Raw genomic sequence first — 20,314 nt, 5'->3', positions numbered from 1 at the left:
CCCTACTGCGCGGTGCGGCCGGCGGCGGCCCCGGCGAGCCGCCGCACGGCCTCGGTCAGCACATCGGGCGGGTAGGTGGCGAAACAGAGCCGGGCGGCCGACCGGAGCCCGGAGCCTCCTTCCGCCGCGCCGTGGACGGAGAACGCCGCGCCGGGCACGAAGCCCACGCCGTGCTCCAGGGCGATCGGCAGCAGCCGCGCGGTGTCGGTGCCGTCGGTGAACTCCAGCCAGCAGAACATGCCGCCGGTCGGGGTGGACCGGCGGACCGCGGCGCCGAACTCCGCGTCGACCGCAGCAGTGAGGGCCGCGGCCCGGACCCGGTTCTCCCGCCGGACGCCCTCGACGTGGGCCGCGAACCACTCCTCGTCGGCCAGCAGCTCGGCGGTGATCATCTGGGTGAGGGACGACCCGCACAGGTCGGTGGACTGCTTGAGCCGCTCGACGGCGGCGGCCAGCACCGGCGGCGCGACCAGCCAGCCGACCCGCAGCGACGGGGCCAGCACCTTCGACGCGCTGCCCAGCCGCACGACGCGCTCGCCGTGCGCCGCCAGCGGGCGGGGCGGTGCGCCGTCGAAGGCCAGCAGGCCGTAGGGGTCGTCCTCGACGACCAGGAAGCCGTACCGCTCGGCCAGCTCGGCGAGGGCCCGGCGGCGCTCCTGGCCCATCGTGACGCCGCGCGGGTTGTGGAAGCTGGACACGGTGTGCACCAGGCGCGGCCGGAACCCGGCCTCGAGCCGCGTGGCCAGGACGTCGACGCGCATCCCGTCGGCGTCGAGCGGGACCGGGTGGACCTCGGCGCCGGCGGCCTGCAGGACCTGCAGGGCCCCGACGTACACCGGGTCCTCGACGGCCACCGGGTCGCCCGGGTCGAGCAGGGCGCGGGCGAGCAGGTCCAGGGCCTGCTGCGACCCGCTCGTCACGACGACGTCGGCGGGCGCGACCGCGCGGCCGGTGCGGCCGGTCTCGTGCGCGGCCACGACCTCGCGCAGCTCGGCGAGCCCGGCCGTCTCCGAGTACTGCACGGCGGCGGGCGAGCGCAGCGCCCGGTCGGCGGCGGCGGCGATGCGCTCGCGCGGCATGAGGTCCGCGGCGGGCAGGCCGCCGGCCAGGCTCAGCACGTCGTCGCGCGCGGTGAGCGTGAGGAGGTCCCGGATCGCGGAGCCGCGGATCCCGGCGAGCCGGGCGGCCAGCGCGACCGGGGGCGACCCGGCCGGGGTGGTCGAGGTGGGGGGACGGAGATCGGTACTGGTCACGAGGGCCTCGCGGAGAGGTGGGGCAGGGGCGGGGACCGGGCGCTCCCGGTGGTCACCGGGAGGGCCGGGCCGTCCCGCGGGGATCGTCCGCGGAAGCACGGGCGCGGGATCGGGTGGACCGGCGCCCGTATCGATACTGCGCCTCCTGTCCTGCGATCCGGAAATCACTTCCCGAATCGTGGGATCGCCCCGATCGGGTTGCAATCGGCTCACGGGACTTCCGACCCGGTGACCGATGTGGTCGGACGCTCTAGGTTGCCCGGTATGAGCAACCCGTCGGGTGACGACCGCCACCAGTCCGGCGAGCAGGGCGCCCCGGAGCCCGGCTCGGCACCGCCTCAGCAGGGCGGACAGGAGCCGTCCGGCGGGTACCCGCCGCCGGGTCAGGGCCAGGGCCCGCCGCCGCAGGGGTACGTCCCGGGGCAGCAGGGGCAGTACGGCCAGGCCCCGCCCGCGGGCTACGGGCCCGCCCCGGGGCAGCCGGCGCAGGAACAACCGGCACGGGGACAACCGGCACAGGGACAACCGGCACAGGGACAACCGGCACAGGGGCAGCCCGGCCAGGGGTACGGGGCACAGGGCCACCCGCCGCCGGCCGGGTACGGACAGCAGGGCTACGGGCCGGAGGGGTACGGCCAGCAGGGCTACACCCAGCAGGGCTACGGCCAGCAGGGCTACGGCCAGCAGGGCTACGGGCCGGAGGGATACGGCCAGCAGCCCTACGGCTACGGACAGCCCGCCCCGTACGGAGGCGGGGCGCCCGCGCCGCTCGCGGACCCGCTGGTCGCCGCCGACTTCTCGGACTGGTGGACCAAGGTCCTCGCCGTCCTCGGGCGCAGCTGGCAGCCCCTGCTGCTGATCCAGATCGCCACCATGCTGCCGGCGCTGATCGTCGGCGCGATCATCGCCCTCGTCGTCGCGACGGGCGGCGGCGTCGTCGGGGTGGCCATCGGCGGGGCCCTCTCGGCGATCATCGTCGTCGCGGTGTCGCTGCTCGCCCAGGGCGCCTCGGTCTACGTGGTGACCCGGCAGGCGGCCGAGCAGCCGGTGGGCGCGGGGGAGGCGCTGTCCTTCGCGGTCAGCCGGGCCCTCCCGCTCCTGGGCTGGGGCATCCTCGCGGGCATCATGGTCGTCATCGGGTTCTTCCTGCTGGTGATCCCGGGCCTCTACCTGCTGATCGTGTTCGCCGCGACGCTCACCGGTGTGATCATGTACGAGCGGGCCGGCATCGGACGGACGTTCGCGCTGGTCAATCCGCACTTCTGGCCGACAGCGGGCCGGCTGATCACCGCCGTCATCGCGGCCGGGATCTACCGCTGGATCGTGTCGGCGATCGTGGGCCTGTTCGCGTCCCCGAACTCGGTTGCGTTCTCGATCCTCGTCGGCATCCTCAGCCTGCCGGTGACCCTGGCCGCCGCGGGCGTCGCCGTCGTCACCTACGCCTCGCTGCGCAACAAGGAGAACCCCCAGGTCGGCACGCCGACGCTGGTCCAGGAGCTGCACTCGTAGCCGTCGGCGCGGTGCGTGCCGAACCGTCGGTGCCCAGTGGCACCCTGGACGGCGATGAGCACTGCATCCGACGGTCTGTTCGACATCGGCGAGCCCTCCGGGTCCCCGGAGGCCGCCGCGGAGGAGGCGCGCCCCGCCCCGGGCGCGCCCCTCGCCGTGCGGATGCGGCCGCGCTCGCTCGAGGAGGTGGTCGGCCAGCGCCACCTGCTCAAGCCCGGGGCCCCGCTGCGCCGGCTCCTCGAGGGCGGCGCCCCCGCATCCGTGCTGCTCTACGGCCCGCCCGGAACCGGCAAGACCACGCTCGCCCGGCTGATGGCGCGGGCCGGGGAGCGGCACTTCGTCGCGCTCTCGGCGCTGTCCGCCGGGGTGAAGGAGCTGCGCGCCGTGATCGACGACGCGCGCCGCCGCCGGGACTACCACGGCGGCGCCACCGTGCTGTTCATCGACGAGGTGCACCGTTTCTCCAAGACCCAGCAGGACGCGCTGCTCGGGGCGGTCGAGGACCGGGTCGTGCTGCTGGTCGCGGCCACTACGGAGAACCCGTCCTTCTCGGTCGTCTCGCCGTTGCTGTCCCGCTCGCTCGTGCTGCAGCTGCAGTCGCTCGACGAGGACGAGGTGCGCGAGGTGCTCCGCCGGGCGGTGAGCGCGGAGCAGGGCCTCCACGGCGCCGTCACCCTCGCCGAGGACGGCGAGGCCGCGCTGGTCCGGCTGTCCGCGGGCGACGCCCGCCGAGCCCTGACCGCACTGGAGGCGGCGGCCGACGGGGTGCTGGCCGACGGCACCGGCGTCGTCGACCTGGCCGCCGTCGAGCGGGCGGTCACCGAGGTCGCGGTCCGCTACGACCGCGCGGGCGACCAGCACTACGACGTGATCAGCGCCTTCATCAAGTCCATCCGCGGCTCCGATCCCGACGCCGCCCTGCACTACCTGGCCCGGATGATCGTCGCGGGGGAGGACCCGCGGTTCATCGCGCGCCGGCTCATGATCCACGCGAGCGAGGACATCGGGCTCGCCGATCCCACGGCCCTGCAGGCAGCCACCGCAGCGGCTCAAGTGGTGCAGCTCGTCGGCATGCCGGAGGCGCGGCTCGCGCTGGCGCAGGCCACGGTGCACCTGGCCACGGCGCCCAAGTCCAACGCCGTGATCGCGGCGATCGACGCCGCCATGGCCGACGTGCGGGCCGGGGCCGTCGGCGCGGTGCCGGCGCACCTGCGGGACGGGCACTACGCGGGTGCCCAGAAGCTGGGCAACGCCGTCGGCTACCGCTACCCGCACAGCACGCCCGACGGGGTCCTGGCGCAGCAGTACCCCCCGGACGAGCTCGTCGGCAAGGACTACTACGAGCCCACCACGCACGGCGCCGAGCGGGTTCTCGCCGAGCGCCTGCCGAAGCTCCGCCGCGCCGTCCGCGGCCGCTGAACCCAGCGCCTTGTCCGGAGCGTGTGATTTCTCGGCCTCGTGGATCGCGTTATGGAACCATAATGCGATTTGTCGGCCTCGTGATTCGCGTTATGGAACCATAATGCGGATCGGGGCGCGGTCAGGTGGTGCGCAGGGTCAGGCCCAACGAGCTCAGGGCCTGGTCGATCGGGGTGAAGTAGGCCGTGCAGCCGGCTCCCGCGCCGCTGTGCACGCCCTGCGCCTGCCCGTCGGCGGTGATGTACGGACCGCCGGAGTCGCCCTGGGCGGTGCAGATCGAGGCCACCACCATGCCGCGCTGCTGCTGCCCGTCGAAGTTCACGGTCCGGTCGCGCGCGGTCACGCTGCCACAGGTCTTACCGCTTGTGCTGCCGTAGAGGCACACCGTGGAGCCGACCGGCGCCGGCACGGTGCCCCGCACCGGCACCGAGGCGACCTCGGGCAGCGCCGCCGTGGAGGCGGTGACGGGCACGGCCCCGACGTCGACGCCGTTGCTCGCGGTCTTCGCGCCGTCGCCGATGACCTCGCCGTCGGCGTCGAGCCACTCGTCGGACTCCCGGGTGCAGTGCCCCGCGGTGATGATCCAGTCCTGGGCCCCCGCGCCGGCCGAGAAGCCGAGGGTGCAGCGGGTGTTGCCGCCGGTGATCCGTTGGCCGCCGCGCAACGCCTGGTGGTGCGGCGCGCCCGCCCCGGTCTCGATCTTCAGCAGGGCCGGGTCGATGCCGTCGAGCAGCGCGGTCACCTCGGGGGAGGGGTCGCCGGCCAGCCGGACGCCGACGACGTCGCCCTCGATGCCGTAGTCCGCGATGCCGGCGGGCATGCCGGCCGCGGTCCGGGCGTCGAGCAGGGCCATGACGGCGGCCGGCGCGGCGAGCGGCGCGGCCGCCTTCGGGTCCGGCGGCGAGGCCGCCGCCACCCCGGCACCGGTGAGGGCCCCGGCGGCGGTGAGGACGAGCAGGGCGCGGAGCACGGTCCGGAATCCGGGGAGGCGCACCGCGGTGCGCTGTCCGTCGAGGGCGGCCACGCCGGGCCAACGAGGGCGGCGTTGCCTCCGGACCGGACGTCCACCCGCGTGTGCGTCACTCGTTCGGCGTAGTTACACGCTGCGTATTCGGCCGAGCAAGGCGAGTCGCTCAGGCCGGGTCGCGCAGGATCGGACAGCTCATGCACCGCGGCCCGCCGCGTCCGCGGCCGAGCTCGCCGCCCGGCACCTCCAGCACCTCCACGCCCTGTTTGCGCAGGTAGGTGTTCGTGGTGACGTTGCGCTCGTAGGTCACGACGACGCCGGGGGACACGGCGAGCAGGTTGCAGCCGTCGTCCCACTGCTCGCGCTCGGCCGAGTGCACGTCCTGCTCGGCGGTGAGCACGCGGATCGAGTCCAGTCCGAGCGCGGCGGCGATCGCGGCGTGCATGTCCTCCGGCGGATGGTCGGTCATGACCATCTCCTTGTCCGAGTCGCCCGGCCGCACCGTGTACGACGGCAGCATCCCGAGCCCTGCGTACTTCACGAAGGTCCCGTGGTCGACCATCGTGAGCACCGTGTCGAGGTGCATCAGCGCCCGGCCGTGCGGCATCCGCAGGGCGACGATCCGGTCCACCTCGCCACCGGCGAACAGCGACCGGGCCAGTCGCTCGACCCCCGCCGGCCGCGTGCGCTCGCTCATCCCGATCAGCACCGCGCCGTCGCCGAGGACCAGGATGTCGCCGCCCTCGACGGTCGCCGGCCCGTTCACCGAGCCCGACGACCAGACGTCGAAGCCCGCCCCGGCGAACAGCGGGTGCCACCGGTAGATCGCCTCGTAGTGCACGGTCTCGCGCATCCGGGCCTGCTTGCGCATGCTGTTGATCGCGACGCCGCCGTGGATCCAGGCCGTGGTGTCGCGGGTGTAGAGGTGGTTGGGCAGCGGCTCGAGCACGAAGTCGTCCGGGCCGAGGATGTGGAACGCGATCGACCGCGGCTCGTCGATCCGTGCGAGCACCTCGCGCTTGGTGATGCCGCCGATCATGTGCTCGGTGAGCGTGTCGACGTCCATCGCGTCGAACAGGTTGCGCAGGGCGTCGACGGCGAGCGGGCCGTACATCCGGTCGTCGAAGATCCGGTCGAGGGCGTAGGCCTTCGCCTCGGGCAGCTCGAGGGTCTCGCGGAGCAGTCGGTCGAAAAGGTGGACGCCGATGCCGCGGCCGCGCAGCAGTGCCGCGAAGCCGTCGTGCTCCTCCTGGGCGCGCTGGACCCACAGGACGTCGTCGAACAGCAGCTGGTCCTTGTTGCCCGGGGTCAGCCGCTTGAGCTCGAGGCCCGGCCGGTGCAGCAGGACCTGCCGCAGCATGCCGACCTCCGAGTCGACCCGGTAGAGCCGCTCGGCGGACCGGACGGCACGGGACCCGTCCGGGGTGTCCGTGGGGTGCATGAACGTCATCGTGGCCGAAGATGGGCGGGTGCGCTGGGACCCGCTCGACGAGAAGATCGTGACGCTGCTCGTCGCCGACTCGCGCCGCAGCTTCGCGGAGCTGGGCGCGGAGGTGGGGCTGTCGGCGTCCGCGGTCAAGCGGCGGGTCGACCGGCTGCGCGCCGACGGCGTGATCACGGCGTTCACCGTGCGCCTCGACCCGGCCGCGCTGGGCTGGACCGTGGAGGGCTACGTCGAGCTGTACTGCCGGCCGTCGACGCCGCCGGCGGCGATCCGCCGGGCCTGCGCCGGGCTGGCCGAGGTCGTCGACGCGAGCACCGTGTCCGGCGACGCCGACGCCCTCGTCCGCATCCTGGCCGCCGACATGCGGCACTTCGAGCAGGTGCTGGAGCAGATCGGGGCGGAGGGCTTCGTCGAGCGGACCAAGTCCGTGCTGGTGCTCTCGCCGCTCATCCGCCGGCCCCCACCGACCATGCACTGAAACACTGTTTCTACTCTCGATCACGCAACGATCGCGCGTCGATGGGCAACGAAGCGTGATTGTCGACGGGACAGGGGCCTCCCTACCGTTGACGGGCGGCGCGAGGACGTGACTCCCGGCGCGCCGAGGGAGGCCCCGTGACCAGCGTTCTCACCCGGCCCGAGACGAGCCCGGACCGCACGCCCACCCGGCGGCACTACGTCATGTGCCCGCCCACGTACTTCGCCGTCGAGTACGCGATCAACCCCTGGATGCGGCCGGGCACGCCGGTCGACCGCGACCTGGCCACGGCGCAGTGGGAGACCCTGCGCCGCACCTACCTCGAACTGGGCCACGAGGTGACCGTCGTGGAGCCCGAGCCCGGGCTGCCGGACATGGTCTACGCGGCCAACGGCGCGGCGATCGTGGACGGCCGGGTCTACGGGGCCCGCTTCCGCCACCCCCAGCGCGCCGCCGAGGCCGAGCTCTACCGCAAGGCCCTGGTCGAGGTGGGGCCGTACACGGAGCCGACGTACGTGAACGAGGGCGAGGGCGACCTCCTCGTGGCCGGCGACGTCGTCCTGGCCGGCACCGGGTTCCGCACCGAACCCCGGGCGCACGCCGAGGCGGCCCGGGTGCTCCGTCGCCCGGTGATCGGCCTGGAGCTCGTCGATCCCCGCTACTACCACCTCGACACCGCGGTCGCCGTGCTGTCCGGGCACGACATCGCCTACCTGCCCGAGGCCTTCACCCCCCGCTCCCGCGGGGTGCTGGCCGGCCGCTACCCCGACGCGGTGCTCGCCTCGCCGGTCGACGCGGCGGTCCTCGGGCTCAACGCCGTGTCGGACGGCCGGCACGTCGTCCTCCCCGCCGCCGCGGCCGGCCTGGCCGCCGCCCTGCGCGACCGCGGGTACGAGCCCGTGGGCGTCGACCTGTCCGAGCTGCTGAAGGGCGGCGGCGGACCCAAGTGCTGCACGTTGGAGGTGCGCGCATGACCCTCACGTCGGAGCCGAAGCGGGCCGAGCCGACCCTCGAGGCGAAGCCCCCCGTCGGACACGAGTCCGCCACCGCACACCACGAGCGGATGCTCGCCGAGCACTCCGCCCACAACTACGCGCCGCTTCCGGTGGTGCTGTCCTCCGGGGAGGGCGCCTGGGTGACGGACGTCGAGGGCCGCCGCTACCTCGACTTCCTCGCCGGCTACTCCGCCCTGAACTTCGGCCACGGCAACCCGGTGCTGCGGGCCGCCGCGCACGCCCAGCTCGACCGCATGACGCTGACCAGCCGGGCGTTCGGCAACGACCAGCTGGGCCCGTTCTGCACCGAGCTCGCGGCGCTGCTCGGCAAGGACATGGTCCTGCCGATGAACACCGGCGCCGAGGCCGTCGAGTCCGGACTGAAGGTCGCGCGGAAGTGGGGCTACGAGGTCAAGGGCGTTCCCGCCGACCGGGCGCGCGTGGTCGTGGCGGCCGGCGCCTTCCACGGCCGGACCATCTCGATCGTGTCCTTCTCCACCGACCCGGAGGCCCGCGGCGGCTTCGGCCCCTTCACCCCCGGCTTCGACGTCGTCCCGTACGGCGACGCCGACGCCCTCCGCGCCGCGATCACCCCGGAGACCGTCGCCGTGCTGCTGGAGCCGGTGCAGGGCGAGGCGGGCGTGATCGTCCCGCCCGAGGGCTACCTGCGTGCGGTGCGGGAGATCTGCACCGACGCCGGGGTGCTCTGGATCTCCGACGAGGTGCAGTCCGGGTTCGGCCGGACCGGGTACGTGCTCGCGACCCGCGGCCTCGGCGGGGTGCAGGCGGACGTCTACCTGCTGGGCAAGGCGCTCGGCGGCGGCGTGGTGCCGGTGTCGGCCGTGGTGGCGGACGCCGACGTCCTCGGGGTGCTCCGGCCCGGGCAGCACGGCTCCACGTTCGGTGGGAACCCGCTGGCGTGCGCCGTCGGCCGGGCGGTGATCGGGATCCTGCGCGACGACGTCGTCCTCGCCCACACCCGCGCGGTCGGCGAGGTCCTGCAGGCGCGGCTGCGCGCGATGCCGGGCCTGACCGCCGTGCGCGGGGTGGGCCTGTGGGCGGGGATCGACGTGGACCCGGCCCTCGGCACCGGGCGCGAGCTGGGCGAGCGGCTCGCCCGGGCCGGGGTGCTCACCAAGGACACCCACGGCCCGACGCTGCGCCTCTCGCCGCCGCTCGTCGTCGAGGAGCAGGACCTGCACCTGGCACTCGACGTCCTGGAGGCGGTCCTCAGCCGAGCGTGACGGAGAGGTGCGGGACCGTCGCCGTCTCCGCGGAGGCGAACCGCTTCCAGGACAGCGGATCCGTCTCGTCGGCCGCCTTGAGCATCACGGTGCCGCTGGTGGCGCCGGCGGCCGCCCACTCCTGCACCAGCCCGGTCACGTCGACGCTGCTCCAGCCCGGCGCACACGCCGCGGCGTTGCCCCGGGTGTCGGTGCTGGTCGCGCGCAGGCGGTCGCCCTGCGGCTGGTTCGCCCACCGCAGCTTCGGCCCGACCGTGGTGCCCGCGGGCAGCGTCCACACCTCCCAGGCCCGCGGCCGGCAGGAGGCGGACCAGGTCTGGTAGAGGTCCAGCGTCGCGGACCGGACGTCCGCGGACGTCGCACCGGTGAGATCGAAGGTGAGGTAGCTGCGGGCCGCCTCCTTGCCGTCGTAGCTGCCGAGCCGCAGGTCCGGGTCGCCCGAGGTGTCGGTGTTCCTGACGGTCGTCTGCGCGGTGGTGTCGAAGGGGACCGGCGCGTCGGTGGTGACCGGGGCCGCGGCGACGACCCGGCTGACGGCCGACTCGGCCTCGGTGAGCGAGCCGGACGCGTCGGGCAGCGCCTCGGCGTTCCCGGTGAGCTTCAGGTCCGGCGCGGGGCCGGTCGGCGTGCCGTCCTTGCGCACCGAGGCGACGAAGCCGGCGCGGGTCGCCTCGACCTCGAGGTCGTAGCCGGGCCGGACCTGCCGGTAGGTCGCCTTCGGCCCGTCGAGCTGCGGGGTGGGCAGCGGGGCCGGCCACACGACCGCGGCCGATCCGCCCTCGGCGTAGCGCACCGACGGCCCGGTCGGGGTCAGCCTGAGGTCGTGGGGTGCCGCGACGGGCCGCACGACGCCGTCGGGCCCGGTCTGCAGGGTGAGGTCTACCGGCAGCCACTCGGCGCCGCGCTGCACCCGCACCGGGCCGCTGTAGAGGGTGACGGTCCGGGCGCCGTCGGGCCGCACGCTGGACTCGGAGGTGGCGCTGGTGGTGCTGCCGGCCTCCGTGGACGGGGTGGTGGGACCGGCGGGGGGCGCTGCGGCGGCGGGGGCGGCGGTGAGGACGGCGGCCGTGCCGAGCGACAGTGCGAGGGAGAGCAGGGTGGCGGTGCGGGACACCGCGCGACGTTCCATGATCGGTACAGGTACGACCCCGTGTGGGGTACGGCAAGGAACGCGCCCGCAGCGGGGGACCGGATCCACCCGTTCGGGGACCGTTCGTCGCGCCCCGTCGCCCGTCCGTCCCGCGAGGCGGTTCAGTGGTCGCGTGCGAGCGGCCGCTCGTCCTCCAGGGCCCCGCAGAGCAGCTCAGGCTTCAGTGTCCCGAAGAGCACGGTGAGTAACAGCTCGGCCGTCTGCTCCGGCGGCTCGTGGGGCCGGTTGACCGCCCGGATGAGCAGGGTGTTGACGATCAACCCGCTGATCTCCAGGGCCGACGGGTAGGGCCGCAGCTCCCCGGAGGCCTGTCCGTCGGCGAGGAGCCCCAGGATGGCGTCCGGGACCGGGGCGAGGGTCCGGGGGTCGCCCAGGTCGGCCGGGTCCGGCGGTCCGCCGACGCGGGTGGCGAGGTAGTCCTGGACCCCGTACCAGAATGCGGCGGTCAGCCCGCGGTGGCGCCAACTCGTCCTGGTCAGGGCGTTGACCTGGTCGCGCAGTGCGTCGAGCACCGGCCGACCGGCCCTGCGGTCCTGCTCCGCCTGCTGGACGAGTGAATCGACCAGTGGCGCGTAGACGTGACCGATCAGGGCGTGTTTGCTCGGGAAGTGGTTGTAGGCGGTCGCGGGGCTCACGCCCGCGGTGGCCGCGATGTCTTCCATGCGGGTGCGGTTCCAGCCGCGGGAGCCGAAGTTGGCGTCGGCGGCGTCGAGCAGGGCGCGGCGGGTGCGGTCGCGCTTCGTTCGCGCGGCCCGCGCCCGGGCATCGCTCGAACGGCCGCCTCCGCCGGTAGTCACATTGACGGACGGTAGCCGAAACGCGCCGAGTTGGGCTTGACTCCATTTCGAGGATCACCCAAGATGGTGACCACGTACTTGAATCTCGAACGGTCTCGTCGGGCAGGGCACGGCCCGGCGGCCATCGTCCGGGCGGACGGTACGGGCACCGGCCCGTCGGGGGCCGCCGAAGGCGGCCGGGCAGGTGTCGCACGGTCGCTCCGTCCGGAGCACGCGGCCAGGGACCGACGGGCACATCGGGCCCCGGCCGCCCACTACCGCGCACGGCGCGGAGGGGCGCCGTCCGGCCCAGGGTCGGGCACGCCCCCTGCGTCGCAGGGGAGGGGAACCCATGCACGCCTTCGTCCGCCCTGCCTCGGGAACGGTCCGATGACCGCCGCGGCAGCCTTCGAGCCCCCGGACCCGTTCGGCGCGGCGTTCGCCGAGCCGGAGCGGCTCACCGTCGAGCCCGTCACCGCGCTCCCCGACGGCCCGCAGCTCACCGTCGTCCCGGGGGCCAGGGCCCGGCGGTACCGATCGGTCCCGGCGCCGTCGGTCCTCGAGCAGTACGTGGCCGCCGCCGTCGAGGGCGACCTGCGGGCCCGCGAGCGGCTCCTCGAGGAGATCCGCCCGCTGGTGCTGCGGTACTGCCGGGCCCGGCTCGGCCGCCAGGAGACGGTGATCGGCTCGGCCGAGGACGTGGCGCAGGACGTCTGCGTCGCCGTGCTCGCCGCCCTTCCCGGCTACACGGTGAAGGGCCTGTCGTTCCGCGCCTTCGTGTACGGCATCGCCGCGCACAAGGTCACCGACACCTTCCGGGCGATCGGCCGCAACCGCTCCGAGCCGGTCGCCGACGTGCCGGACACCGGCGTGGTGCTCGACGGCCCGGAACACCTGGCGCTGACCGCCGAGCTGAACCAGCGTCTCGGCGGGCTGCTCGGCGTGCTCACGGAGCGGCAGCGCGAGGTCCTCGTGCTCCGCGTCGTCGTCGGGCTCAGCGCCGAGGAGACCGCGCAGACCGTCGGCTCCACCCCCGGCGCCGTCCGCGTCACGCAGCACCGCGCGCTCGCGCGGCTGCGCCAGCTCGTCTCCGGCGGCCTGCCCCGGGAGGTCGCCGAAGCCGTTGCCGACGCGATGGTGTCCGCCGCCGACACCGACGAGGGTACGGCCGACACCACCGGCTGATCCGGACGTGATCCGGAGGTGGGGAGCGGCGGCCGGGGGAGTAGCCTGACCGCCGATCTCCACGCCCGTGGCGGTCGCAGGTCCAAGATCGCTGGAGGGGTCCGTGTCGGCTGGTCAGATCGCCGCGCTCATCGCGGCGATCGCGTTCGTGGTGCTCGTCGTGCTGCTCGCGATCCCGCTGTTGAAGCTCGGCCGCACGCTCGACGAGGCGACCGTCGCGATCCGCAAGGCCCACGAGGGCAGCGCTCCGCTGCTGGTCGACGCGCACACCACCCTGAACAGCGTCAACACGCAGCTCGAGCGGGTCGACGGGATCACCTCGAACGCCCGGACCGTCACCAGCAACGTCTCGGTGCTGACCTCGCTGTTCACCGCGACCCTGGGCGGCCCGCTCGTGCGCGCCGCCGCCTTCTCCTACGGCCTGAACAAGGCCATCAAGGCCCGCCGCGCCGGCAAGGACGCGGGGGCGCACTCCCGTGGCCGCCGCCGGGGGAGGAAGAAGTGAAGCGGTTGTTCTGGGTCGGCGTCGGCGCGGCCGCCGGGGCCTACGTCACCCGCCGGCTCACCGAGACCAAGCAGCGGCTGACCCCGCAGGGCATCGGCGCCGACCTGGCCGACGGGCTGCGCGAGCTCGGGGCGGGGCTCGGGGCCTTCGGCGCCGAGGTGCGCGCCGGCATGGCCACCCGCGAGCAGGAGCTCACCGACCTCGTCGAGCGGCGGACGGGTGGGCACGTCCCGTCCTACAGTGAGGCCGTGGCCGAGGACGAGCCGGCCCGCCCTCGGGGGCGAGCGCGCGGGGCAGGGGCCTGAGCGGTCCCTGCCGCACCGCGCCGTCGTCCCCCCGTCTTCCCCCTCGAGAGAGACACCCGTGCAGACCCACGAGATCGTCCGTCGTTTCACCGAGCACTTCGTCCAGGCCAGGCACACCTCCGTGCCGAGCGCGTCGCTGATCCTCGACGACCCCAACCTGCTGTTCGTCAACGCCGGGATGGTGCAGTTCAAGCCGTACTTCCTGGGTGACGTCCCGGCGCCGTACCCGCGCGCCACGTCGATCCAGAAGTGCGTGCGCACCGGCGACATCGACGAGGTCGGCCGCACGACCCGGCACAACACGTTCTTCCAGATGGCCGGGAACTTCAGCTTCGGCGACTACTTCAAGGCCGGGGCCATCGAGCACGCCTGGAACCTGGTGACCGGCGACCGCGCGTCGGGCGGCTTCGGGTTCGAACCCGACCGCATCTGGGTCACCGTCTACCAGGACGACGACGAGGCCATCGCGCTCTGGAAGAAGATCGCCGGCCTGCCCGAGGAGCGGATCCAGCGCCGCGGCGGCAAGGACAACTACTGGGACATGGGTGTGCCCGGTCCTGGCGGGCCCTGCTCGGAGATCTACTACGACCGTGGTCCGGAGTACGGGCGCGAGGGCGGCCCCGAGGCCGACGAGGACCGGTACCTGGAGATCTGGAACCTGGTCTTCATGCAGGACGAGCGCGGTGAGCTGAGCCCGAAGCTCGGCCACCCGCCGGTCGGCACGCTGCCGAGCAAGAACATCGACACCGGCATGGGCGTCGAGCGCGTCGCGTACCTGTTGCAGGGCGTGGCCAACGTCTACGAGACCGACCTGGTCCGGCCGGTGATCGCGCAGGCGGAGGCGCTGTCCGGCCGCCGGTACGGGGCGAGCCCCGAGGACGACACCCGCTTCCGGGTCATCGCCGACCACGCCCGCTCCGGCGTCATGATCATCGGCGACGGCGTCACGCCGTCGAACGAGGGCCGCGGCTACGTGCTGCGCCGGCTGCTGCGCCGGATCGTCCGCTCCGCGCGGCTGCTCGGCGTGACCCAGCCGGTGCTGCGGGCCTTCGCCGAGGTGGTGCGGGACGAGATGTCCCCGACCTACCCCGAGCTGACGACGGACTTCGAGCGGATCTCGGCCGTCGTCGAGGCGGAGGAGGAGGCCTTCCTCTCCACTCTCACCGCCGGGTCGCGGATCTTCGACACCGCCGTGGCGGAGACGAAGAAGGCCGGTGGGCTCGTGCTGCCCGGCGACCGCGCCTTCCAGCTGCACGACACCTACGGCTTCCCGATCGACCTCACCCTGGAGATGGCCGCCGAGCAGGGGCTCGAGGTCGACCAGGACCGGTTCACCGCGCTCATGCAGGAGCAGCGCAGCCGGGCCAAGGCCGACGCCGCCTCCCGCAAGGTCGGGCACGGCGACGCGTCGGTCTACCGCGCGGTGCTGGACAACCACGGCATCACGGAGTTCCTCGGCTACACCGACCTGGCCGCCGAGGGCACGATCGTCGGGCTGCTGGTCGACGGGCAGCCGGTCCCGGCCGCACCCGAGGGCTCGGCGGTCGAGGTCGTCCTGAACCGCACGCCGTTCTACGCCGAGGCCGGTGGCCAGCAGGCGGACACCGGTGAGCTGCGGTCCGGCTCGTTCACGATCCGGGTCGACGACGTGCAGTCGCCGGTCGCGGGCCTGCGGGTGCACCGGGGCGTCGTCACGAACGGCACGGCCACGGTCGACTCCCCGGTCGTCGCCGAGATCGACGTCACCCGGCGGGCCGCGATCTCCCGCGCCCACACCGGCACCCACCTCGTGCATGCAGGTGTCCGTGGTGCGCTCGGCACCTCGGCCGCGCAGGCCGGCTCGCTCAACGCCCCCGGGCGGCTGCGGTTCGACTTCACCTCGCCCTCCGGCGCGGTCACGCCGACCCAGCTCGCCGAGGTCGAGGGCGAGATCAACGCGGTGCTGCAGCAGAACCGCGAGGTCGAGGCCTACGAGACCTCGATGGACGAGGCCAGGCGCCTCGGCGCGATGATGCTGTTCGGCGAGAAGTACGGCGACCGCGTCCGCGTGGTCGACATGGGCGACTACTCCCGCGAGCTGTGCGGAGGCACCCACGTCGGCCGGACCGGCGAGATCGGCCTGATCAAGGTGCTCTCCGAGGGGTCGATCGGCTCCGGGGTCCGGCGCGTGGAGGCGCTCGTCGGGCTCGACGCCTTCGACCACATGTCCAAGGAACACCTGCTCGTCTCGCAGCTGGCCGAGCAGCTCAAGGCCAAGCCCGAGGACCTGCCGGAGCGGATCAACGGGCTGGTCGAGCGGCTCCGCGACGCCGAGCGGGACCTGGAGAAGCACCGCGCGGAGGCCGTGCTCGCGTCGGCCGGCACGCTCGCGCAGCAGGCCGAGGACCTCGGCGGCGTCTCCGTCGTGGCCGTCGAGGCGCCGGCCGGGCTTGGGGGCAACGACCTGCGCAACCTGGCCTCGGACGTCCGCGGACGGCTCGGGTCGAAGCCGGGCGTCGTCGCGCTGTTCTCGACCGACGGCGGCAAGGTCGCGTTCGTCGTGGCCACCACCGCTGCGGCCCGGGAGAGGGGGCTGGCCGCCGGCACGCTGATCCCGGCCTTCGCGCCGGCCGTCGGCGGGCGGGGCGGCGGCAAGCCGGACCTCGCCCAGGGCGGCGGCACGGACCCGTCCGGCGTCGGTGCGGCCATCCAGAAGCTGCGCGAAGCGGTCCGGGGTTGATCCCCGGGTTCCCGCGGTGATCGACCCGCGCGGGCGCCGGCTCGGCGTCGACGTGGGCTCGGTGCGCGTCGGGGTCGCCCTGTGCGACCCCGACGGTCTGGTCGCCACGCCACTGGAGACGGTGCCCCGCGAGGGCGCGGCCCGGCGGATCGCCGAGCTGGTCGACGAGCACCTGGCCGTCGAGGTCGTACTCGGGCTGCCGCGGACCCTCGCCGGCCGCGAGGGCCCGGCGGCCGAGGCCGCCCAGGCGTTCAAGGTCGAGCTGGAGGCCGTGCTGGGGGTCCCGGTCGTCCTGCACGACGAGCGGCTCACGACCGTCGTCGCCACGCAGCAGCTGCGGGGCCGCGTCAAGGGGCGCAAGCAGCGCGCCGTGATCGACCAGGCCGCCGCCGTCGCCATCCTGCAGGGGTACCTGGACACCCGTCGGTGACCGTCCGGCCCGGTCGGGCGTGCTCCGCGCCGGGCGGATCCGGCACCCGTTACCCTGCGGAGCTGTGAACGGGACGTGCCGCAGCAGCCGGAACCGCCGTCGGGCGGGCCGCGCGGCGTGAACCACCCCACCGGCCCGTTCCTGACCCGGCGCGAGGAGCTCGCGGCGCGGCGGGCGGAGCTGCGCGAGATCGCCCGCAAGCGGCGGCGACGTGGACTGTTCGTGCTGCTCGCGGCGCTGCTCCTGCTCGGGGTGGTGTTCGGCGGAGGTGCCTACCTGGTCGGCTCGAAGTTCTTCACGGACGACTTCGACGGCGAGGGCCAGGGCGACGCCGTGGTCCGGGTCCTCGACGGGGACTCCACGCGACAGATCGGCACGATGCTGGCGCGCCGCGGCGTCGTCGCCAGCCCCGAGGCGTTCACCGAGGCCGCGGCCGAGGAGAAGAAGGTCCTCGCCATTCAGCCCGGCTACTACCAGATGCGGCTGCAGATGTCGGGCGAGTCGGCGGTGGCCGCGATGATCGACCCGTCCTCCCGGGTGGGCCGGCTGGAGATCCGCGGCGGCACCCAGCTCGACGACACCCGCTCGCCCGACGGGACGGTCGCGCCCGGCGTCATCAGCCTGGTCTCGCAGGCCAGCTGCGCCCGGATCGACGGCGCGCGACGCTGCGTGAGCCCGGAGGAGCTGCGACAGGTCATGGCCACGGCCGACCCGGCCTCGCTGGGGGTGCCGCAGTGGGCGGTCGAGGACGTCGCCCGGGCCGAGCCGAACCGGAGGTTCGAGGGGCTGATCGTGCCCGGGCTCTACGACGTCGCCCCCGGCACCTCGGCCACGGAGGTCTGGAAGTCGCTGTTCGCGGTGTCGGTCGCGCAGCTCGAGTCCGGCGGCCTCACCGCCGACGCGACGCACGACGGCCTCACCACCTACCAGCTCCTGGTGCTCGCCTCGCTGGCCGAGAAGGAGGCGATCACCCCGGACATGGGCAAGGTCGCCCGGGTGATCACGAACCGGCTCGACATCGACCAGCGGCTGGAGCTGGACTCCACGGTCAACTACCCGCTGGACCTGCAGGCGCTGCGGACCACGGCCGAGGCGCGGGGCACGGCGGGACCGTACAACTCGTACCAGAACACGGGCCTGCCGCCGACGCCGATCGCGGCGCCGGGCAAGGACGCGATCGCCGCGGCGCTCCGCCCGGAGGCGGGTCCGTGGACCTTCTTCGTGCGGTGCCAGAAGGACGGCACCTCCTGCTTCGCGACGTCGCTGGCCGAGCACCAGACCAACGTCGCCGAGGCGATCCGGAACGGGGCATTCTAGGCGGCCCCCACCTGCGTCACGGCCCGAAGGGGCACGACCCGCGGAGTCACTGCCCGAAGAAGCCGGGCGGCGGGACGGGCGAGGGCGTGGTGGACCGGTCGTGCCGCACGGCGGCGCCCCGCGCCAGCCTCGCGACCGCAGGCCCGGCCAGCACCCGGGCGCGGAAGGGGTCGCCCGCGGTGCGCCGGGTGAGGTCCGCGACCGGGAGCGGCCGGTCCGAGGCGACCAGCACCAGGTTACCGAACCGGCGGCCGGACAACAGATCGGGCGCCGCGATCACGGCGGTCTCGGGGAAGTGTGCCGCCGCCGTGGCGATCTGGCCGCGGGCGAACTCCAGCGCGCCCCCGTCGGCCACGTTCGCGACGTAGACCCCGCCCGGCGCGAGGACCCGGCGGACGTCGGCCACGAACTCGGCCGAGGTCAGGTGGGCCGGCGTGCGGGCACCGGCGAAGACGTCGAGGACCAGCAGGTCGGCGGAGGAGGCGGGCAGGGTCGCGAGGCGGGCACGGGCATCGCCGCTGGTCACGTCGATGCCCGTGCCGTCGGCGGGCAGGCGCGCCGCGACCAGGTCGATGAGGGCGGCGTCGAGCTCGACGACGAGCTGCGGCGAGCCGGGGCGGGTCGCGGCGACGTACCGGGGCAGCGTCCAGGCGCCCCCGCCGAGGTGGACGGCGCGCACCGGCTCCGTCGGCGGCGCGATCGTGTCGACCACGTGGCCCATCCGCCGGACGTACTCGAACTCCAGGTGCTCGGGGTCGGCGAGGTCGACGTGCGACTGCGCGGTGCCGTTGACCAGGAGCGTCCAGGCCAGCGGGCGCTCGGGGTCGCCGACCAGCTCGGCCCGGCCGTGGTCGATCTCCGCGCGGACGACGGCGGGCGCGAGCGGTGCGTCGCGGCGGACGGGGTCGGGCACCCCACGATCCTTCCCGCCCCGGCGCGGTGCTGCACCGTCCGGTCGGGTGCGAGGAAGGTGACGCGCACTACCGGTCCCGCCCGACAGGAACGCTCCGCGCGGGCCCGCTCCCGCGGGTCCATCCACGGAACGGCCGGTCTGTGGACAGCTTGCTCGGCGTCCCGCCGCTGGTCGGCGGGCCGGGCGAGCATCGACGGCATGACGAGCGGAGTGCTGGCCGCGCTCACGACGACGGCCACAGCGACGGCCACGACGGCGGGGATCCTGCCGGGCGGCCTCTCGCCGGGCGGCTTCCTGCCCAGTGGGCCCGGGGTGGGGTGGGCCGTCCTGGGGTTCGGCCTCGGGATGCTGGCCGGGGCCGTCGGGCGGGTACTGCTGGGCCGGCTGCGGCGGGGCACGCGCGTGGCGCCGCCCTGGCTGGAGGTGGCGGTCGGGGTGCCGTGGGCGTTCGTCGTCGGCACGGCGGGCAGCGGCGCGCTGCCGTGGTCGTGGGGGCCGCTGCTGCTCGCGGCCGGCTGGCTGGCGGTGGTGGCGGGCGTGGTCGACCTGCGACACCGCCGGCTGCCCGACGCGCTCACCCTTCCGGCACTGCCGGCCGCCCTCCTCCTCGCCGCGCCGCTCGGGCTCGCGGCGATCGGGCGCGCGGTCGCCGGGGCGGCCCTCCTCGCGGGCCTGTACCTGCTGGTCCATGCCGTGTCGCCCCGGTCGCTCGGGCTCGGCGACGTCAAGCTCGCGGCTCCGGTCGGTGCCCTGCTCACCGCCGCCTCGTGGCCGGCCCTGCTCCTCGGCTGTGCGCTCACCGCGGTGGTGAGTGCGGGCACGGCCGTGTTCCTGGTCTTCCGGTCGGCGCGCCGCCGCCGGGGCGGGGTTCCGTCGGTCGCCGGCCCGGCCGACGCGGTGGCCCCCGGACCGTCGGAGGGATCGGCGCCGGCATGGCGGAGCGGCGCGCGACGAGTCTCCTCGCGGCCGGGCTCGCCGTCGGAGCTGCCGCTCGGGCCGCCGATGCTCGGCTCGGCGTGGCTGGTCGTGTTCGTGGTGGTCCTGGCGGGCGGCGTGAGCGGTGCCGTCGGACCGATGAGCGGGGGGTGAGAGAATCGCGGCGTGCTGCGTTGGATCACCGCCGGGGAGTCGCACGGTCCTGCGCTGGTCGCCGTGCTGGAGGGCATGGTCGCCGGTGTCGAGGTCACGACCAAGGAGCTGCAGGCCGAGCTGGGCCGCCGCAAGCTGGGCCACGGGCGCAGCCCGCGGATGGCGTTCGAGGCGGACGAGCTCGAGGTGATCGGCGGCATCCGGCACGGCGTGACCCAGGGCGGCCCGGTGGCCGTCCGGATCGGCAACACCGAGTGGCCCAAGTGGGAGACGGTCATGGCGGCCGATCCCGTCGACCCCGAGCTCATCGCGAACCGGGCCCGCAACGCCCCGCTGACCCGGCCGCGGCCGGGGCACGCCGACCTCGCCGGCATGACGAAGTTCGGCTTCGACGAGGCCCGCCCGGTCCTCGAGCGCGCCAGCGCCCGCGAGACCGCCGCGAAGGTCGTGCTCGGCACGGTCGCCAAGGCGTTCCTCAAGCAGGCCTTCGGGGTCGACGTCGTGTCGCACGTCGTCGCGATCGGCGCCGTCGACGCCCCGGAGGACGACCCGGTCCCCGGGCCCGGCGACCTCGACCGCGTCGACGCCAGCCCGGTCCGCGCCCTCTCCGAGGCCA

General features: G+C 74.5%; 18 protein-coding genes and 1 pseudogene. 13 read left to right on the top strand and 6 right to left on the bottom strand.

The window, feature by feature from the left end:
• Positions 1-2 precede the first annotated feature (2 nt).
• On the bottom strand, positions 3-1,253 hold the full coding sequence (locus tag LWC35_RS34360) for an aminotransferase-like domain-containing protein (RefSeq protein WP_232874670.1): 1,251 nt from the start codon (positions 1,251-1,253) through the stop codon (positions 3-5).
• 264 nt (positions 1,254-1,517) lie between these two features.
• On the opposite strand from LWC35_RS34360, the gene LWC35_RS34355 reads away from it, so the two are divergent.
• The gene (locus LWC35_RS34355) at positions 1,518-2,762 is read left to right on the top strand and encodes a hypothetical protein (protein ID WP_232874669.1); all 1,245 of its coding nucleotides are present in this window, start codon (positions 1,518-1,520) and stop codon (positions 2,760-2,762) included.
• A gap of 54 nt (positions 2,763-2,816) precedes the next feature.
• Entirely contained in the window at positions 2,817-4,181 is a 1,365-nt protein-coding gene (locus LWC35_RS34350; RefSeq protein ID WP_232874668.1) for a replication-associated recombination protein A, read from the top strand.
• Between the two features lie 121 nt (positions 4,182-4,302).
• On the opposite strand, the gene LWC35_RS34345 is transcribed toward LWC35_RS34350, so the two are convergent.
• Both LWC35_RS34345 and LWC35_RS34340 read right to left on the bottom strand, forming a co-directional pair.
• Positions 4,303-5,205 carry a S1 family peptidase gene (locus tag LWC35_RS34345; RefSeq protein WP_232874667.1) on the bottom strand — a complete coding sequence of 301 codons (903 nt, stop codon included), beginning with the start codon at positions 5,203-5,205 and terminating at the stop codon, positions 4,303-4,305.
• A 109-nt stretch (positions 5,206-5,314) separates the two neighbouring features.
• Entirely contained in the window at positions 5,315-6,598 is a 1,284-nt protein-coding gene (locus tag LWC35_RS34340; RefSeq protein WP_308194735.1) for an arginine deiminase, read from the bottom strand.
• Here LWC35_RS34340 and LWC35_RS34335 point away from each other — a divergent pair.
• The 3 genes from LWC35_RS34335 to rocD all read left to right on the top strand — a co-directional run bounded on the left by LWC35_RS34335 (position 6,588) and on the right by rocD (position 9,309).
• Positions 6,588-7,070 (top strand): Lrp/AsnC family transcriptional regulator, encoded by a 483-nt coding sequence (locus tag LWC35_RS34335; RefSeq protein ID WP_232874666.1) that lies wholly within the window; start codon positions 6,588-6,590, stop codon positions 7,068-7,070. The genes LWC35_RS34340 and LWC35_RS34335 overlap by 11 nt on opposite strands.
• 137 nt (positions 7,071-7,207) lie before the next feature.
• Positions 7,208-8,044 carry a dimethylargininase gene (ddaH, locus tag LWC35_RS34330; RefSeq protein WP_372463156.1) on the top strand — a complete coding sequence of 279 codons (837 nt, stop codon included), beginning with the start codon at positions 7,208-7,210 and terminating at the stop codon, positions 8,042-8,044.
• Positions 8,045-8,133: 89 nt separating this feature from the next.
• A complete protein-coding gene (gene rocD / locus LWC35_RS34325) occupies positions 8,134-9,309 on the top strand; it encodes an ornithine--oxo-acid transaminase (protein WP_232874681.1) in 1,176 nt (391 codons plus the stop codon).
• Here the strand turns inward: rocD and LWC35_RS34320 are convergent.
• Both LWC35_RS34320 and LWC35_RS39915 read right to left on the bottom strand, forming a co-directional pair.
• A complete protein-coding gene (locus LWC35_RS34320; RefSeq protein ID WP_232874665.1) occupies positions 9,296-10,423 on the bottom strand; it encodes a DNRLRE domain-containing protein in 1,128 nt (375 codons plus the stop codon). The genes rocD and LWC35_RS34320 overlap by 14 nt on opposite strands.
• A 137-nt stretch (positions 10,424-10,560) precedes the next feature.
• Positions 10,561-11,256: a TetR family transcriptional regulator gene (locus LWC35_RS39915; RefSeq protein WP_308194734.1), complete on the bottom strand. Its 696-nt coding sequence runs from the start codon at positions 11,254-11,256 to the stop codon at positions 10,561-10,563.
• A gap of 537 nt (positions 11,257-11,793) precedes the next feature.
• Between LWC35_RS39915 and shbA the strand changes: the two are divergent.
• From shbA to LWC35_RS34285, 6 genes and pseudogenes are all read left to right on the top strand, one after another.
• Positions 11,794-12,327: pseudogene (gene shbA / locus LWC35_RS34310) on the top strand (RNA polymerase sigma factor ShbA); the annotation flags it as partial.
• A 196-nt stretch (positions 12,328-12,523) separates the two neighbouring features.
• Complete coding sequence (locus LWC35_RS34305; protein ID WP_232874664.1) at positions 12,524-12,925, top strand: DUF948 domain-containing protein; 402 nt, start codon at positions 12,524-12,526, stop codon at positions 12,923-12,925.
• Positions 12,922-13,230, top strand: coding sequence for a hypothetical protein (locus LWC35_RS34300; RefSeq protein WP_232874663.1), 309 nt, complete (start codon positions 12,922-12,924; stop codon positions 13,228-13,230). The genes LWC35_RS34305 and LWC35_RS34300 overlap by 4 nt, the downstream gene beginning before the upstream one ends.
• A gap of 58 nt (positions 13,231-13,288) precedes the next feature.
• A complete protein-coding gene (gene alaS, locus LWC35_RS34295) occupies positions 13,289-15,949 on the top strand; it encodes an alanine--tRNA ligase (RefSeq protein ID WP_232874662.1) in 2,661 nt (886 codons plus the stop codon).
• Between the two features lie 16 nt (positions 15,950-15,965).
• Positions 15,966-16,379, top strand: a complete 414-nt coding sequence (gene ruvX, locus LWC35_RS34290; RefSeq protein WP_232874661.1) for a Holliday junction resolvase RuvX — start codon at positions 15,966-15,968, stop codon at positions 16,377-16,379.
• A 75-nt stretch (positions 16,380-16,454) separates the two neighbouring features.
• Complete coding sequence (locus tag LWC35_RS34285) at positions 16,455-17,696, top strand: endolytic transglycosylase MltG (RefSeq protein ID WP_232874660.1); 1,242 nt, start codon at positions 16,455-16,457, stop codon at positions 17,694-17,696.
• Positions 17,697-17,742: 46 nt separating this feature from the next.
• On the opposite strand, the gene LWC35_RS34280 is transcribed toward LWC35_RS34285, so the two are convergent.
• Entirely contained in the window at positions 17,743-18,609 is an 867-nt protein-coding gene (locus tag LWC35_RS34280) for a spermidine synthase (RefSeq protein WP_232874659.1), read from the bottom strand.
• 198 nt (positions 18,610-18,807) lie between these two features.
• Here LWC35_RS34280 and LWC35_RS34275 point away from each other — a divergent pair, with 198 nt between their 5' ends.
• Complete coding sequence (locus LWC35_RS34275; RefSeq protein WP_232874658.1) at positions 18,808-19,698, top strand: prepilin peptidase; 891 nt, start codon at positions 18,808-18,810, stop codon at positions 19,696-19,698.
• A 12-nt stretch (positions 19,699-19,710) separates the two neighbouring features.
• Positions 19,711-20,314: chorismate synthase (locus LWC35_RS34270; RefSeq protein WP_232874657.1), on the top strand; the 604-nt coding region annotated here is incomplete at its 3' end.

Origin of the sequence: Pseudonocardia kujensis (assembly GCF_021283305.1) — a bacterium.
Classification (GTDB): domain Bacteria; phylum Actinomycetota; class Actinomycetes; order Mycobacteriales; family Pseudonocardiaceae; genus Pseudonocardia; species Pseudonocardia kujensis.
The sequence above is the reverse complement of the archived record's forward strand: the minus strand, read 5'-3'. Positions and strand labels throughout refer to the sequence as shown.

Coding starts and splice junctions, on each gene's coding strand:
- LWC35_RS34355 (WP_232874669.1), top strand. CDS start 1,518: ATGAGCAACCCGTCGGGTGACGACCGCCACCAGTCCGGCGAGCAGGGC.
- LWC35_RS34350 (WP_232874668.1), top strand. CDS start 2,817: ATGAGCACTGCATCCGACGGTCTGTTCGACATCGGCGAGCCCTCCGGG.
- LWC35_RS34335 (WP_232874666.1), top strand. CDS start 6,588: ATGAACGTCATCGTGGCCGAAGATGGGCGGGTGCGCTGGGACCCGCTC.
- LWC35_RS34340 (WP_308194735.1), bottom strand. CDS start 6,598: ATGACGTTCATGCACCCCACGGACACCCCGGACGGGTCCCGTGCCGTC.
- rocD (WP_232874681.1), top strand. CDS start 8,134: ATGCTCGCCGAGCACTCCGCCCACAACTACGCGCCGCTTCCGGTGGTG.
- LWC35_RS34275 (WP_232874658.1), top strand. CDS start 18,808: ATGACGAGCGGAGTGCTGGCCGCGCTCACGACGACGGCCACAGCGACG.